Annotated in this window: 15 protein-coding genes; 2 read left to right on the forward strand and 13 right to left on the reverse strand. The window is 65.0% G+C overall.

Translation table 11 applies throughout. The annotated features are described in order from the left end of the window. Nucleotides 1-41 precede the first annotated feature (41 nt). On the reverse strand, nt 42-977 hold the full coding sequence (gene argF / locus ABIG06_RS10135) for an ornithine carbamoyltransferase (RefSeq protein WP_124161716.1): 936 nt from the start codon (nt 975-977) through the stop codon (nt 42-44). Then, a complete protein-coding gene (locus tag ABIG06_RS10140; RefSeq protein ID WP_370136093.1) occupies nt 977-2,185 on the reverse strand; it encodes an aspartate aminotransferase family protein in 1,209 nt (402 codons plus the stop codon). The genes argF and ABIG06_RS10140 overlap by 1 nt, the downstream gene beginning before the upstream one ends. 458 nt (nt 2,186-2,643) lie before the next feature. Here ABIG06_RS10140 and ABIG06_RS10145 point away from each other — a divergent pair, with 458 nt between their 5' ends. After that, on the forward strand, nt 2,644-3,156 hold the full coding sequence (locus ABIG06_RS10145; protein ID WP_024337097.1) for a GcrA family cell cycle regulator: 513 nt from the start codon (nt 2,644-2,646) through the stop codon (nt 3,154-3,156). A 227-nt stretch (nt 3,157-3,383) separates the two neighbouring features. Here the strand turns inward: ABIG06_RS10145 and phoB are convergent, their stop codons facing one another. The 11 genes from phoB to ABIG06_RS10200 all read right to left on the reverse strand — a co-directional run bounded on the left by phoB (nt 3,384) and on the right by ABIG06_RS10200 (nt 13,363). After that, nucleotides 3,384-4,091 (reverse strand): phosphate regulon transcriptional regulator PhoB, encoded by a 708-nt coding sequence (phoB, locus tag ABIG06_RS10150; RefSeq protein WP_008143479.1) that lies wholly within the window; start codon nt 4,089-4,091, stop codon nt 3,384-3,386. A gap of 14 nt (nt 4,092-4,105) precedes the next feature. Then, on the reverse strand, nt 4,106-4,822 hold the full coding sequence (phoU, locus tag ABIG06_RS10155; protein ID WP_124161718.1) for a phosphate signaling complex protein PhoU: 717 nt from the start codon (nt 4,820-4,822) through the stop codon (nt 4,106-4,108). Nucleotides 4,823-4,833: 11 nt separating this feature from the next. Continuing rightward, a complete protein-coding gene (pstB, locus tag ABIG06_RS10160; RefSeq protein ID WP_370136097.1) occupies nt 4,834-5,655 on the reverse strand; it encodes a phosphate ABC transporter ATP-binding protein PstB in 822 nt (273 codons plus the stop codon). Next, nucleotides 5,652-6,497 (reverse strand): phosphate ABC transporter permease PstA, encoded by an 846-nt coding sequence (pstA, locus tag ABIG06_RS10165; RefSeq protein WP_370136099.1) that lies wholly within the window; start codon nt 6,495-6,497, stop codon nt 5,652-5,654. Before pstA ends, pstB begins: the two co-directional genes overlap by 4 nt. Before the next feature lie 4 nt (nt 6,498-6,501). After that, nucleotides 6,502-7,491, reverse strand: coding sequence for a phosphate ABC transporter permease subunit PstC (gene pstC / locus ABIG06_RS10170; protein WP_370140813.1), 990 nt, complete (start codon nt 7,489-7,491; stop codon nt 6,502-6,504). Nucleotides 7,492-7,649: 158 nt separating this feature from the next. After that, on the reverse strand, nt 7,650-8,663 hold the full coding sequence (pstS, locus tag ABIG06_RS10175; protein WP_124161721.1) for a phosphate ABC transporter substrate-binding protein PstS: 1,014 nt from the start codon (nt 8,661-8,663) through the stop codon (nt 7,650-7,652). Nucleotides 8,664-8,813: 150 nt separating this feature from the next. Next, entirely contained in the window at nt 8,814-10,106 is a 1,293-nt protein-coding gene (locus ABIG06_RS10180) for an ATP-binding protein (RefSeq protein ID WP_370136102.1), read from the reverse strand. A 46-nt stretch (nt 10,107-10,152) separates the two neighbouring features. Next, nucleotides 10,153-11,208 carry a lysylphosphatidylglycerol synthase domain-containing protein gene (locus tag ABIG06_RS10185; RefSeq protein ID WP_370136105.1) on the reverse strand — a complete coding sequence of 352 codons (1,056 nt, stop codon included), beginning with the start codon at nt 11,206-11,208 and terminating at the stop codon, nt 10,153-10,155. Next, nucleotides 11,209-11,460, reverse strand: coding sequence for a hypothetical protein (locus ABIG06_RS10190; RefSeq protein WP_370136108.1), 252 nt, complete (start codon nt 11,458-11,460; stop codon nt 11,209-11,211). Between the two features lie 203 nt (nt 11,461-11,663). Beyond that, nucleotides 11,664-11,966: a hypothetical protein gene (locus ABIG06_RS10195; protein ID WP_370136111.1), complete on the reverse strand. Its 303-nt coding sequence runs from the start codon at nt 11,964-11,966 to the stop codon at nt 11,664-11,666. Between the two features lie 2 nt (nt 11,967-11,968). Beyond that, nucleotides 11,969-13,363, reverse strand: coding sequence for an OmpA family protein (locus tag ABIG06_RS10200; RefSeq protein WP_370136113.1), 1,395 nt, complete (start codon nt 13,361-13,363; stop codon nt 11,969-11,971). Between the two features lie 164 nt (nt 13,364-13,527). Between ABIG06_RS10200 and ABIG06_RS10205 the strand changes: the two genes are divergently transcribed. Beyond that, nucleotides 13,528-14,586 (forward strand): polysaccharide deacetylase family protein, encoded by a 1,059-nt coding sequence (locus ABIG06_RS10205; RefSeq protein ID WP_424578271.1) that lies wholly within the window; start codon nt 13,528-13,530, stop codon nt 14,584-14,586. The last annotated feature ends 69 nt before the right edge of the window (nt 14,587-14,655 follow it).

Consider the following 14,655-nt stretch of genomic DNA (forward strand, 5'->3'; position numbering starts at 1 on the left):
CGCGGCGCGCGGGGCGACAGCAACGCCACCACACGCCCCCGCTATTTCACCGCGTCAAAGCACCAGGCCAAAATGCCCTTCTGCGCGTGCAGGCGGTTTTCGGCCTCGTCGAACACGACCGATTGCGGACCGTCGATCACCTCGTCGGTGACCTCCTCGCCGCGATGGGCTGGCAGGCAGTGCATGAACAGCGCATCGGGCTTGGCCAGCGACATGAGCTTGGCATTGACCTGGTAGGGCTTGAGCACGTTGTGGCGGTGCTCGCCCTCCTTGTCGCCCATCGACACCCAGGTGTCGGTGACGACGCAGTCGGCGCCGCGCACAGCGGCTTCCGGATCGGTGCCGAGCACGATCGGCGCACCTGACGTCTTGATCCAGTCGCGCATTGCCTTCTTCGGCGCGAGTTCAGGAGGTGTTGCGACGTTGAGCTGGAACTTGAAGCGCTCGGCGGCATGCGCCCAGGACGCCAGCACGTTGTTGTCATCGCCGGTCCAGGCCACCGTCTTGCCCTCGATCGGGCCGCGATGCTCCTCATAGGTCATGAGGTCGGCCATCACCTGGCAGGGATGCGACCGCCGGGTCAGGCCGTTGATGACAGGCACGGTCGCATAGGCCGCAAGCTCCAGCAGCGCCTCGTGATTGAGGATGCGGATCATGATCGCGTCGACATAGCGCGACAGCACCCGCGCGGTGTCGGCGATGGTCTCGCCGCGACCGAGCTGCATCTCGGCGCCCGTGAGCATGATGGGCTCGCCGCCAAGCTGGCGCATGGCGACATCGAACGACACCCGCGTCCGCGTCGAGGGCCGCTCGAAGATCATCGCCAGCGTCTTGCCTTCAAGCGGCCTGACCGGCTGGTGCGCCTTCTGCTTCGCCTTCATGGCCGATGAGGCGGCGAGCATGCTCTTGAGCTCCGACAGCGGCAGCTCGTTGATGTCCAAAAAGTGCTTTGGAGTCGTGTTGGGCGTCTTGCTCATCAGCTTGCCGCCCGCTTGGTCTGGCTGGAAGAGATTGCGGTGCAGGCGCGTTCGAGCCGCCCGACGCTGTCTTCGATCTCCGCCTCGGTAACGATCAAGGGTGGCAGGAAGCGCACGACATTGTCGCCGGCTCCGACGGTGAGCAATTTTTCGGCGCGCAGCGCCGCGACGAGATCGCCCGAGGGTACCACGGCCTTGATGCCGATCAGGAGGCCCTCGCCGCGCACCTCGCTGACGACTTCGGGATGGCGGTCGATCACGGAGGCGAGCTTCTGCTTCAGCAGCAGCGACATTTTCTGCACGTGACCGAAGAAGCCGGGTTTGAGCATGACGTCGAGAACGGCGTTCGCGGCCGAGATCGCGAGCGGATTGCCGCCGAAGGTCGAACCGTGCGAGCCCGGCCCCATGCCGCGCGCAGCGTCGGCGGTGGCGAGCACCGCGCCGATCGGGAAACCGCCACCGAGCGCCTTCGCCAGCGACATCACGTCGGGCACGACGCCGGTGCGCTTGTAGGCAAAGAGTTCACCGGTCCGGCCCATGCCAGTCTGCACCTCATCGAAGGCGAGCAATAGGCCGTGCTCATCGCAGAGCTCGCGCAGCGCCTTCAGGAAGGCGGGAGGCGCAGAACGAACGCCACCCTCGCCTTGGATCGGCTCGATGAGAATGCCGGCGGTATGCGGGCCGATCGCCTTCTTGACGGCTTCGAGGTCGCCATGCGGCACCTGGTCGAAGCCGTCCATCGGCGGGCCGAAGCCCTCGAGGTATTTTGCAGAACCGGTGGCGGCCAGCGTCGCCAGCGTGCGGCCATGGAAGGCGCCCTCGAAGGTGATCATGCGATAGCGTTCGGGACGCCCCTTGGAGAAGTGGTGGTGGCGCACCAGCTTGATCACACCTTCCAGCGCCTCGGCGCCGGAATTGCAGAAAAACACGAAGTCGGCAAAGCTTTCGTTGCACAAACGCGCCGCGAGCTTCTCGCCGTCCGGGCTCTGGAACAGGTTCGACATGTGCCAGAGCTTCGTCGCCTGCTCCTGCAACGCCTTGACCAACGTGGGATGGGCATGACCGAGCGCATTCACCGCCACGCCCGAGGTGAAATCGAGATAGCGATCCCCATTGGTCGCGATCAGCCAGCAGCCTTCGCCGCGCTCGAAACCGAGGTCGGCCCTGGCGAAAACGGGGAGCAAATGCGGCGCGGCGCTGTTAGTCATGACGTCACTTGAATGTTGCGGACGGTGTGATGCGTGCATTGCGCAACGCACCATTGACCGGCCCGGAAAACGAAACGTGCCGCCTTTTAAGGGCGGCACGTGGGGCTATCTTATGCTTGGCAAGACGGGTGTCAATGCCGCCTGGAAAGCCTCGCGAAATGCTAAATCCGTAGTCTTGCGGTGCCGATTTTGCGGGATTTTCACCACGGAACATGTGGACGCGAGTCGGCGGACTCTTGCGCGGGAGTCACGCCATATTGTAGCGTTTGGACTGTCAGATACGACATCTCGTGCAGCAGTTCTGATCCCAAGAGTCCTCATGTACCGGCGTAAACGTTCGGGCGTCTTGAGCGCGCCCGGCGAGCCTTAAGGGATTCTGACGGCACGGGTTTTTCAAGGCTTAGGCAATCGCTGCGAAGGCCCCAGGATGGCAGGCGCGCAGCGAGGGAAAGGGTGCAATGACGGTTTTGACCTGGTCCGATGATCGCGTCGAGCAGCTGAAAAAGCTTTGGGAGGCCGGACTTTCGGCCAGCCAGATCGCGGCGGAGCTCGGCAATGTGACCCGCAATGCCGTGATCGGCAAGGTGCACCGGCTCGGCTTGTCCGGCCGCGCCAAGAGCCCTTCATCGGCAGCGCCCCGGCCGCGCAAGGCCCGGCCTGCGCAGCACATGATGCGGGTGACCCGCCCCGTCGCCCGCGGCAACACCGCACTGGCGCAGGCCTTCGAGGTCGAGGTGGAGGCCGAACCCGTCACCTACGACAACGTGGTGCCGATGAGCCAGCGGCTGTCGCTGCTGGAATTGAACGAGGCGACGTGCCACTGGCCGGTCGGCGATCCCTCCAGCCCGGATTTCTTCTTCTGCGGCGGCAAGGCGCTCTCGGGCCTGCCCTACTGCGCCCAGCATTCGCGCGTGGCGTATCAGCCTGCAGCGGATCGGCGGCGCGCACCGGCGAAGCCGGGCACGCGGTGAGTTTGCGGATTTAGCTGACTGCAGCCGTCACACGCTGACGGCTCGGCTTACTCGGTGTCGTCCCCGCGGAGGCGGGGGATCAATAACCACAGGGCGCAGTGATTGCGCGAGATGGTCACTCCGAGTCTTCGCCAAACAAAGCCCTGTGATTATGGATCCCGGGCTCACGCTACGCGCGCCCCGGGGTGACGACCAAGATTGTTGCCGCGGCTCGCTAGTTCAGAGCTTTACGTCTGCTCCGCCTTCGCGAACCGATCGTCCAGCGCATAGCCGGCGCCACGGACGGTGCGGATCGGATCCTGCTCACGGCCGAGATTGAGCAGCTTGCGCAGGCGGCCGATGTGGACGTCGACAGTGCGCTCGTCGATGTAGATGTCGCGGCCCCAGACGCTGTCGAGCAGCTGCTCGCGCGAGAACACGCGGCCGGGATGCTCCAGGAAGAACTCCAGCAGGCGATATTCGGTCGGGCCGAGATCGATCGGCCGGCCCGAGCGCGCCACGCGGCGCTTGTCGCGATCGAGCTCGATGTCGCCGTAGGCGAGCACGGTGGCGAGCCGCTCGGGGCTGGCGCGCCTGAGCAGACCCTTCACGCGCGCGAGCAGCTCCGGCACCGAGAACGGCTTGACGATGTAATCGTCGGCACCGGTCGCAAGTCCCCGCACCCGCTCGCTCTCCTCGCCGCGCGCGGTGAGCATGATGATCGGCAGCTGCTTGGTTTCGGGACGGGTGCGCAGCCGCCGGCATAGCTCGATGCCCGACAGGCCCGGCAGCATCCAGTCGAGCACGATCAGATCGGGAATGTGCTCCTTGAGGCGGGTGTCGGCGTCATCGCCGCGCATCACCGTCTCGACGTCATAGCCGTCGCCTTCGAGGTTGTAGCGGAGAAGCTCGGTGAGAGCTTCCTCGTCCTCAACCACCATGATGCGTGCGCCCATGTTGTCGTCGCTCCTTAGGTATTCGGCACCGTCGTGGCGAAGGTCGTCATGTCGCCCTTCGGCCGCTTGTCGGTGATCGCCTGGCCTTCGATCATGTAGAACACGGTCTCGGCGATGTTGGTGGCGTGGTCACCGATCCGCTCGATGTTCTTGGCACAGAACATCAAATGGATGCAGAACGAGATGTTGCGCGGATCCTCCATCATGTAGGTCAGGAGTTCGCGGAACAGCGAGGTGCAGATGGCGTCGACTTCCTCGTCGCCTTTCCACACCGCCATCGCCGCCGGCAGATCGTGCGCGGCATAGGCGTCCAGCACCGACTTGACCTGCTGCTGCACGAGGTCGGTCATGTGCTCCAGGCCGCGGAACAGTTTCAGCGGATGGAAATCCGTCTCCAGCGCTGCGACGCGCTTGCCCATGTTCTTGGCGAGATCGCCGATGCGCTCGAGATCGGTCGCGACGCGCATGGCGCCGACGATCTCGCGCAGATCAACGGCCATCGGCTGGCGGCGGGCGATGGTGAGCACGGCGCGCTCCTCGATGCGCTTCTGCAGCATGTCGAGCTCGGCGTCGGTGGTGACGACGCGCTGACCGAGCGTGACGTCGCGGCGGATCAGCGCGTCGACGGAATCGACGATCATGCGCTCGGCGATCCCGCCCATCTCGGCGACCAGGCGGGTGAGCTCCTGCAGGTCGGTGTCGAAAGCCTTTGCGGTATGTTCAGAACCCATGTTCCGTCTCCTCAGCCGAACCGGCCGGTGATGTAATCCTGCGTGCGCCGGTCGCTCGGCGACGTGAAGATCTTGCTGGTGTCGTCGAACTCGATCAACTCGCCGAGATACATGAAGGCGGTCTTGTCGGAGACGCGGGCCGCCTGCTGCATGTTGTGGGTGACGATCGCGATCGTGTAGTTCTCCGACAATTCCTGGATCAGTTCCTCGACCTTGGCGGTCGAGATCGGATCGAGTGCCGAGCAGGGCTCGTCGAACAGGATCACCTCGGGCCGCACCGCGACGGTGCGGGCGATGCAGAGGCGCTGCTGCTGTCCGCCGGAGAGCGACAGGCCGGAGGCGTTGAGCTTGTCCTTGACCTCGTTCCACAGCGCGCCGCCGCGCAGCGCCTTTTCGACGCGATCATCCATCTCGGACTTCGAGATCTTCTCGTAGAGGCGGATGCCGAAGGCGATGTTCTCGTAGATCGTCATCGGGAACGGGGTCGGCTTCTGGAACACCATGCCGACCCGGGCGCGCAGCAGATTGAGGTCGAGCTTGGGGTCGAGCATGTTGGTGTGGTCGAGCAACAGCTGGCCGGTGGCGCGCTGGCCCGGGTAGAGGTCGTACATCCGGTTGAAGATACGCAGCAGGGTCGACTTGCCGCAGCCGGACGGGCCGATGAAGGCCGTGACGCGATTGGTGCCGAGCGCCAGATTGATGTTCTTCAGCGCATGGTGCTCACCATAGTAGAAGTTGAGGTTGCGCGCGGTGACCTTGGCAGGCGCCTCGGCCAGCGGCTGCGAGCCGGGATGAACGGTCGGCGCGCTTACGGAAACAGACATTTCACTCATTTTGCGGTCCTCTCGGCACCAAGGATGCGGGCGCCAATGTTCAGGGCAAGCACAGTCAGGGTGATCAGCAGCGCCCCGCTCCAGGCGAGTTGCTTCCAGTAGGCGTAGGGGCTCTGCACGAAGTTGTTGATGGTCACCGGCAGGTTGGCCATGGTCTTGTCCAGGCCGAGGCTGAAGAACTGGTTGGACAGCGCGGTGAACAGCAGCGGCGCGGTCTCGCCGGCGACGCGGGCAGTGGCGAGCAGCACACCGGTGATGAGGCCGGAGCGCGCCGCACGGTAGGCGATACGCTTGATCACCAGCGAGCGCGGCAGGCCGAGTGCGCTGGCGGCTTCACGCAGCGGGTTCGGCACCAGCAGCAGCATGTCCTCCGTGGTGCGCACCACGACCGGGATCACGATCACGGCGAGCGCCAGCGCGCCGGCGATGGCCGAGAAGCCTCGCATCGGCACCACGACCGCGCCGTAGATGAAGAGGCCGATGATGATCGAGGGCGCCGACAAGAGGATGTCGTTGATGAAGCGGATCACCGAGGTCAGCTTGTCGTTGCGGCCGTACTCGGCGAGATAGGTGCCGGCGAACAGGCCGAGCGGCGCGCCAATGCCGACGCCGATCACGGTCATGATCAGCGAGCCGACGATGGCGTTGCGCAGGCCGCCCTCGGTCGATCCGGGCGGCGGCGTGTCTGCGGTGAAGACCTGAAGGTTGAGCCCGGCCAGACCGTTGTAGAGCAGCGTGATCAGGATCAGCGCGAGCCAGGTGACGCCGAAGGCGGCGGCGGCGATGCAGAGCCCGCGGATGACGATGTCCCAGCGGCGGCGGCGTAAATAGATCGGGTTCATGGCTTCACTTCCCCGCCTTTGTTTCCAGGCGCATCAGCATCAGCCGCGCGGCTGCGAGCACGAAGAACGTCAGCACGAACAGGAGCAGGCCGAGCAGAATCAGGCCGGACTGGTGCAGACCGTCGCTCTCGGCGAACTCGGATGCGATCGCCGCCGAGATCGTGGTGCCCGGGGCGAAAATCGATGAAGAGATGCGGAACGAATTGCCGATGATGAAGGTCACCGCCATGGTCTCGCCGAGCGCGCGGCCCAGCGCCAGCATGACGCCGCCGATGATGCCGACGCGGGTGTAGGGGATCACCACGCTGCGCACGACCTCCCACGTGGTGCAGCCGACACCGTAGGCGGCTTCCTTCAGCACCGGCGGCACCGTCTTGAACACGTCGACCGAGATCGAGGTGATGAAGGGCAGCACCATGATGGCGAGGATCAGCGCGGCATTGAACAGGCTGAGATAGGACGGGGGACCTGCGAAGATTGCGCCGAGCACGGGCACGCCCTCGAACACCCGGATCATGAAGGGCTGGAAGGTGTTGGCCAGGAACGGGGCCAGCACGAAGAAGCCCCACATGCCGTAGATGATCGAGGGAATGCCGGCGAGCAGCTCGACCGCCATGCCGATCGGGCGGCGCAGCCATTGCGGACAGAGCTCGGTGAGGAAGATCGCAATCCCGAGTCCCACGGGAATGGCGATCAGCATCGCGATGAACGAAGTGACGAGCGTGCCGTACATCGGCCCGAGCGCGCCGAGCACGGGCGGATCGGCGGAAGGAGCCCAGCGCTGCGTCCACAGGAACGACAGGCCGTATTCCTTGATCGCCGGGAACGCGCCGACGATCAGCGAAATGATGATGCCGCCGAGGATCAGCAGCACCGAGATCGCGGAAAGCCGCGTGATCCAGTAGAAAGTGACGTCGCCGAGCTTGAACGCGCTCAAGGCCTTGGCGCGATCATACGGTCCGGCGTCGTCGATTGCATCGCTCTGAACGGCCATCTCTGCCACGCCGATCCCCTGTACCCGTTTATGTATACGCTTGTTTTGGTTCTGTGCCCCGGATGCGCTGGCCTATCCGGGGCCTGGTTCTTGTGGGTCCCGGCTCATCGGTGCAGCATTTCATGCTGCACCGCGTCCGGGACATGAGAGGAGAGCGCTCAGCTCTTGATCTCGGCAGCCCAGGTCTTCTCGATCTGCTGGACGACGCTGTCGGGCATCGGGATGTAATCGAGCTCCTCTGCCATCTTGCCGCCGTTCTTGAAGGCCCAGCGGAAGAACTTGATGGCTTCCTGCGAGGCCGCCTTGTCGGTGGCAGACTTGTGCATGAGGATGAAAGTCGCCGCGGTGATCGGCCAGGACTTGTCACCGGGCTGATCGGTCAGGATGACGTAGTAGCCCGGAGCCTTGGCCCAGTCGGCGTTGGAGGCGGCCGCCTGGAACGCCTCCACGGTCGGCTGCACCGTCTTGCCCGCCTTGTTGACGAGGCCGGCGTAGGTCAGCTTGTTCTGCTTGGCATAGGCGTACTCGACATAGCCGATCGAGTTCTTGGTCTGGCCGATGTTGCCCGACACACCCTCGTTGCCCTTGGCGCCGACGCCGACCGGCCACTCGACCGCGGTACCCTCACCGACCTTGCTCTTCCAGTCCGCGCTGACCTTGGAGAGGTAGTTGGTGAAGTTGAAGGTGGTGCCGGAACCGTCCGAGCGGCGGACCACGGTGATGGCTTCCGACGGCAGCTTCACGTTCGGATTGAGCTTCTTGATCGCGGCATCGTCCCACTTGGTGATCTTGCCGAGATAGATGGCGGCCAGGGTCTCGCCATCGAACACCAGCTCGCCGGGCTTCACGCCCTCGAGGTTGACGACGGGAACGATCGCGCCCATCACCATCGGCCACTGAGCGAGGCCGTCCTTCTCGAGCTGCTCGGCCTTGAGCGGCGCGTCGGTGGCGCCGAAGGTCACGGTCTTGGCCTGGATCTGCTTGATGCCGCCGCCGGAGCCGATCGACTGGTAGTTCAGACCGTTGCCGGTCTCCTTCTTGTAGGCGTCAGCCCACTTGGAATAGATCGGGAACGGGAACGTCGCGCCGGCGCCGGTGATATCGGCGGCGAAGGCCGCCGTCGTCGTTGCGGCGACCAAGCCCGCAGCAACCATAGTTTTGATGAAATTCATGCTGGTCTCCATACAGGGGGAACGAAGCGCCATCCGCGCCCGATCGCGCTCCCCGCGCCGCTCGTTTAGGGGCGGTCGGCTGTGCTTTTACGAAGGTTTCGTGACGGCTGGATGACACCGACAAGCAACTGAAATTGCTTGAATTTCAGGTCACGCCGAAGTCTTCGCCTGGGGAAAACAGGCGGTGAAAGTGGCGCCCTGTTTGGGCACGCTTTCGATCAGAAGGCGGCCGCGATGGCGGTTAAGAATATGTTTCACCAGCGATAATCCGAGGCCGGTGCCGCCTTGCGAGCGGCTGTCGCCCACGTCCACCCGGTAGAAGCGCTCGGTCAGCCGCGGCAGGTGCTCCGGAGCGATGCCGGGGCCGAAATCGCGGACCAAGACCCGGATTTCCTGAGTTCCATCAGCGGCGATGCCTGATGTCAGCGACACAATGACGCGTCCGCCGGAGGCGCCGTATTTGAGCGCGTTCTCGATCAGGTTCTCGAACAAGCGCAGCAGTTCCTCGCGGTCGCCCGCGATCATCACCGGCGGCTCCGGCAGATCGATCTCCACCTCGACCTGGCGCTCGCGCGCCAGCGGCTCGAGCCCGTCGGCGACCTGGCGGATGATCGGTATGAGGTCGACCAGGGTGTCGGGCCGGACATGGGCCGACAGCTCGACCCGCGACAGCGACAGCAAATCGTCGATCAGGCGCGCCATGCGCGTAGCCTGGTTGTGCATGATACCGAGGAAGCGTTCGCGCGCCCTGGGATCGTCCTTGGCCTGGCCCTGCAGCGTGTCGATGAAGCCCGACAGCGCGGCCAGTGGCGTACGCAGCTCGTGGCTGGCATTGGCGACGAAGTCGGCGCGCATCTCCTCGACCCGGCGCAGCGGCGTCTGGTCGTGGAAGGTCATCAGCATGCATTTGTCGGCGCCGCCGAAGCTGGTCGGCACCGGCACCGGCGTGATCATCAGCTCCATCCAGCGATCGACCGGAACATGGTCGAGATAGGTCGCGCGCCGCGGCTCGGTGGTGGCGATCGCCTCGCGCAGCGCCGTGATGATCTCCGGCGAGCGCAGCGCGAACTGGGCGAGCTCGTTCCTGCGCAGCGCCGGCGCGAGCTGGGCGGCCGCGGCGTTGAGGTGGATGACGCGGCCGGCGCGGTCGAGCAGCACCGCCGGATCCGGCATGCCGGCGACCACCGCAGCCACCGCCGCGCTCTCGACCGGGTTGATGCGCCTGACGTCGTCGCGCGAAGCGGCGCGATCATGCAGCCGCCAGGGGATCAGGGCAGCCGCGGCGATGCAGAGGAACACGATCGCGGCGTGCAGCGCCGACAGTTCGCCAAGGGAGGCCACGACGGACAGCGCCAGCGCCGCGGCAATCAGGATGACGGTCGAGTGCCGGAGCCGGTCGGACCAGGGCTGGGCGGGGGGAGAAGATGGAGCGTCGATCGCCATCGGGACGGGCTTCTCCTGGGGATTGTCCTAAGGACTCTGGCACCGGTCAGGCGCCGCCGTCGCTGCGCTCTCTCACGTAGGCGGCTTCACGCACCGGGCCGGGATCCAGCTTGAGCGCCGCCTGTTGCAAGCGCTTCGATCGCGCGCCGATGATAACTTCGCGAAGCGTCAGCAAGATTACAGATAAGACGAAAGGAGACAGATAATAGAGGACGCGGAACAGCAGCATGCCACCCAGAAGCTCCTCCCGATCCATCTGCCAGAGACCGACCAGCATGGCGGCGTCGAACACGCCGAGCCCCCCCGGGGAATGGCTGGCGAAGCCGAGCAGGGTGGCCGAGACGAAGATCACCGCAACCACGACGAAGCCGACATGGGGCTCGTCCGGCACCAGGACATACATCGCCAGCGCGCAGAAGCCGAGATCGACGATGCCGATCGCGATCTGAAGCAGCGTCAGCGGGCCGCCCGGCAGCACCACGGTCCAGGGGCCGCGGCCGACCACCCGCGGCTGGGTCCAGACCCAGACCACGTAGCCGACCAGCGCCACGATGATCATCAGCGCCAGCGTCCGGTTCAGCCAGGGCGGAAGCTGGTCGATCGAGGCGGCGGCCTCCGGGTGATAGGCGATGCCGAGGCCGAGCACGGCGGCATTGCCCAGCCAGAAAGTCAGGCCGGCGAGAAAGCAGATTTTTGCGACGTCGATCGCGTTCAGCCCATAGGCCGAATAGATGCGGTAGCGCACCGCACCGCCGGTGAAGACGCTGGCGCCGACATTGTGGCCGATGGAATAGCTGGTGAAGGCCGCGAGCGCGTTGATGCGATAAGGCACATGGGCATGGCCGATCGCGCGCGTGGCGAAGAGGTCGTAGAAGGTCAGGGTGAAATAACCCGCAGCGACGAACAGCGCCGCCATCGCAATCTGACTCGGCTCGGTGCTCTTGATCGCCTCGAGGACCTCGTTGAAATCGATGCCTCGCAGCATGTGGTAGAGCACATAGCAAGCGATACCGATGACCGCGATGCTGATCACAACTCCAAGCTTATGCAGGACTTGCTTCTGGCGCAGAAACGACATCGCCCTGCGTATGGCTTCCAGCATCTAGACCTCGAACAACACTTCGGCGGCCAGGGTGGCCGGTGGACAGGCGGACGGCGCACAGGCAATCAACGAATCCTCGCCGCCGGCTCCGGCATCGCGGATGCCCCCTGCCCCTCCACTAGCGCGTTTTCGGGCAGAGTGGAATTCGCCAATTCGAACAAAAACACGTGCGTTCAATATTTTAGGCAGGGTTGCGGCTCCTGATGCACGATTTGGCGCTTTCGGCGGCAAGGGCTCGACGCGAATCTCCATGGCAATCCTGCGCAGACGCCATGAAGTTTTGATGATTTCGGCCGCACAATGTTCCGTCACGCCTTAAGCCGACGTCAATCTATGGGGCAGGCCTGCCTGTTGAAAGAGGGCGATCGAAGCGGCCAGTTGACGGGGTGCTGACGCGCCGAAAGGCCGCGGCGGACGCGCGCACCCCGTACCTTCGGTGAGGGGGCACGGCAACATCACAGAGCGGCTGGAGGTGCGGTGCGCGAGACCACGCGATCGCGCAACCACGCACCGATGGTGCAGCCGACGAGGTAGCAGGCGAACATGATCAGGCCGAGATCGAGCCAGTAGCCGAAGCGGCCGGGGACCACATGGGCGAGCGAGACCGCCACCAGCGCAGCGGCGAGCGCGGCGAGCCAGCGCGCCATCACCTTCGAGGTGCCGTTGCCGCGCTGGACCACCGAGATCCAGCCCATGCAGAAGCCCAGCAGCAGCGAGCCGATCAGCCAGCCCAGATGGAACGAGACGAGATAGGGCATCGTCACCTCACCAGAAATTCGATGCGGCGGTTCTGCGCCTTGCCTTCGTCGGTGTCGTTGCCGGCGACGGGCTGCGTGCTGCCATGACCGACCGCGGTGAAGCGGCTGGCGGGCAGGCCGGCCTTGACGAGGTAGTCGATCACCGTCTGCGCGCGCTTTTCCGAGAGAGCCTGATTGAAGTTGTCCTCGCCGTCGGCGTCGGTATGCCCGGCGACCTCGATATTGGTGGTGGGGCAGCGCAGCGCCGTCTCGATGAGACGATCGAGGATGCCGGCGGAGTCAGGATCGATGTCGGCCCGCTTGGCCGTGAAGCGGATCTTGCCCTTGGTCAGGAGCTCCGAGAACAATTGCTGGCACACGGTGCCATCGACGGGGCCCGCCGCGGGCTTTACCGTGATCTCCGGCTTGTACTGCCAGCTTTTCGGGAAGTCCTTGCCGAGGCCTGCGCGGATGTCATTGGCGGCACCCTCGTACAGCGCATCGCCCGACAGCTTCACCTCGCGGTCGGAGACGACGAGCGTACCGGTCGACAGCCGCGACAGCGCGCCAAGCGCTGCGACCACGACCGGACTGAAGGAGCCGGGTGCTCCGATGCTGGCCTTGAGATTGTCAACGACCTTCTCGGTGAAGAACTTTCGCGAGGCACTGGTGGCGATCGCCGCATGGACATTGTTGTCGGGAACATAGCCGGTCAGCGTCACCGTCGCGGCCACCGGATCCTTGTAAGCCTGGAAGATGTAGGGCGGCGCCTTGATCTCGTTGGCGGCAATAGAAAAACCCTCAGGCAGGTTCTTGAGCGCGGCCGCGATCGCCTCCCGGCCGCCGAGCTCGCGCGCCATGCCCGACAGATTGACCTTGGTGTCCGTTATCGTGATCTTGCCGTCCTTGAGCTTGCCGATCTGATCCAGCAACAGCATCGCAGCAGCCTCGAACCGCGGCGGCGCGCCGCGCGCCAGCCCCATCTGGTCGGCCACCTCGACACCCCCGACCTCCTTGCGGGCGGCCTCGGTCAGCCGGCCCTTCATCGAGGGCAGGGGCGCCGAGCCTGACAGCGTCACCCGCACGACGTCGCGCTCGGCGGTCCAGACGAAGGGCTTGGCCTCAGGAACAAGGCGGGTCCGGTCGTCGACCAGCCGCACTCCGGGGACGGTCTCGACCGCCACCACGGCGTCGCGGCGCCCGGCCTCGGAGAAGGCGTCCGCAGCCAGGCTGACGTCGCGGCCGTCGACCACGATCCGTGTCTTGTCCAGAACGGTATCCTTCAGCGCAGCCGAGCTGCGCGCCGACAGATCGGCCTCGACCGGTAAGGTGTTATTCCAGGCCGCAAATCCCCACATGACGGCCAGGGGGATCAGCCCTAGCCACCATTTGCTGGCCCACCTGAAAAGCTTCTGCATTCGACGACCCGAACTCTGGAAACGGAGACAAAACAAACCCTTGGCAGGCTGTCAAACCGGAAATGCTGCCGTTCCAAAGGCCCCGCCTGGACAATCGGAATAACTTTTTCTTCAAGGGTTCTTCCGTAAGTTGAGCGCGGAATGCCAGAGTCCCCCAGCCGTTCATGAAACAACTGCGTAACAACGTCATCCGCGCCGGGCTGGGAGCACTCTATTTCAGCGGAGCGCACCACCTGTTGCGCCCACTTTTGTCGGGCGTCGGCGCCATTTTCATGCTGCACCACGTGCGGCCCGCCCGTGAGGGCGCGTTCCAGCCGAACCGGCATCTCGAAGTCACACCCGAATTCCTGCGCGCAACGCTGCGCCATTTGCGCTCGCGCGACATCGACATCGTCAGCATGGACGAGCTGCATGAGCGGCTGGTGCAGGGCCGCTTCGACCGGCGCTTCGCCGCCTTCACCCTCGACGACGGCTATCGCGACAATCTCGACTATGCTCTGCCGGTGCTGCGCGAATTTGACGCGCCCTTGGCGGTCTATGTCGCGAGCGACTTTGCCGAGGGCACCGGACGATTGTGGTGGACGGCGCTGGAGGCCGTGATCGCCAAGGCCGAGCAGGTCGATGTCAGAATCGGCAATTCCGCGCTGCGGCTCGATGCGACGACGCCTGCCGCCAAGCAGGCGGCGTTCGACCGCCTGCACGAATGGCTGCGTGCGCTGCCGGGCGAGCACGACCTCAAGCGCGAGATCGAAGCGCTCTGCACGACATACGACGTCGACATGGACGCGCTGTGCCGCAGCCTGTGCCTGTCCTGGGCCGAGGTGAAGACATTTGCCGCCGACCCGCTGGTCACGATCGGCGCGCATAGCGTCAGCCATTGCAACCTCGCCAAGCAGGCGGAAGACATCGCCGCGCAGGAGATGGCCGCCAGCCGCGCGCGGATCGAGCAGGTGCTGGAGCACCCCGTGTTGCACCTCGCCTATCCCTATGGCGATCGCGACGCCGCGGGGATGCGCGAATTCGCCCTTGCCGCATCCGCCGGCTTCAAGACCGCGGTGACGACACGGCCCGGCATGTTGTTCGCGGAGAATGCCGGTCACATGACCGCGCTGCCCCGCGTTTCGCTCAATGGCAACTATCAGGACGCGCGCATCCTGCCGGTGCTGACCTCGGGCGCAGCGACCGCGATGTGGAACGGCTTTCGCCGGATCGCGGCGGCGTAGGCGCTCCTATCCCTACCGTCATCCCCCCGTTCGCGGGGACGACACCGAATTGGTTGGGCCGCTATCGCG

Source organism: Bradyrhizobium sp. USDA 326 (assembly GCF_049739485.1).
Classification (GTDB): Bacteria; Pseudomonadota; Alphaproteobacteria; order Rhizobiales; family Xanthobacteraceae; genus Bradyrhizobium.

What these genes read in the sequence shown, in the direction of transcription:
- ABIG06_RS10205 (WP_424578271.1), top strand. Translation starts at nt 13,528, where the DNA reads ATGAAACAACTGCGTAACAACGTCATCCGCGCCGGGCTGGGAGCACTC.
- ABIG06_RS10195 (WP_370136111.1), bottom strand. Translation starts at nt 11,966, where the DNA reads ATGCCCTATCTCGTCTCGTTCCATCTGGGCTGGCTGATCGGCTCGCTG.
- ABIG06_RS10180 (WP_370136102.1), bottom strand. Translation starts at nt 10,106, where the DNA reads ATGGCGATCGACGCTCCATCTTCTCCCCCCGCCCAGCCCTGGTCCGAC.
- ABIG06_RS10145 (WP_024337097.1), top strand. Translation starts at nt 2,644, where the DNA reads ATGACGGTTTTGACCTGGTCCGATGATCGCGTCGAGCAGCTGAAAAAG.
- ABIG06_RS10140 (WP_370136093.1), bottom strand. Translation starts at nt 2,185, where the DNA reads ATGACTAACAGCGCCGCGCCGCATTTGCTCCCCGTTTTCGCCAGGGCC.
- pstC (WP_370140813.1), bottom strand. Translation starts at nt 7,491, where the DNA reads ATGGCCGTTCAGAGCGATGCAATCGACGACGCCGGACCGTATGATCGC.
- argF (WP_124161716.1), bottom strand. Translation starts at nt 977, where the DNA reads ATGAGCAAGACGCCCAACACGACTCCAAAGCACTTTTTGGACATCAAC.
- phoU (WP_124161718.1), bottom strand. Translation starts at nt 4,822, where the DNA reads ATGGGTTCTGAACATACCGCAAAGGCTTTCGACACCGACCTGCAGGAG.
- ABIG06_RS10200 (WP_370136113.1), bottom strand. Translation starts at nt 13,363, where the DNA reads ATGCAGAAGCTTTTCAGGTGGGCCAGCAAATGGTGGCTAGGGCTGATC.
- pstA (WP_370136099.1), bottom strand. Translation starts at nt 6,497, where the DNA reads ATGAACCCGATCTATTTACGCCGCCGCCGCTGGGACATCGTCATCCGC.
- ABIG06_RS10190 (WP_370136108.1), bottom strand. Translation starts at nt 11,460, where the DNA reads ATGGAGATTCGCGTCGAGCCCTTGCCGCCGAAAGCGCCAAATCGTGCA.
- pstB (WP_370136097.1), bottom strand. Translation starts at nt 5,655, where the DNA reads ATGAGTGAAATGTCTGTTTCCGTAAGCGCGCCGACCGTTCATCCCGGC.
- ABIG06_RS10185 (WP_370136105.1), bottom strand. Translation starts at nt 11,208, where the DNA reads ATGCTGGAAGCCATACGCAGGGCGATGTCGTTTCTGCGCCAGAAGCAA.
- pstS (WP_124161721.1), bottom strand. Translation starts at nt 8,663, where the DNA reads ATGAATTTCATCAAAACTATGGTTGCTGCGGGCTTGGTCGCCGCAACG.
- phoB (WP_008143479.1), bottom strand. Translation starts at nt 4,091, where the DNA reads ATGGGCGCACGCATCATGGTGGTTGAGGACGAGGAAGCTCTCACCGAG.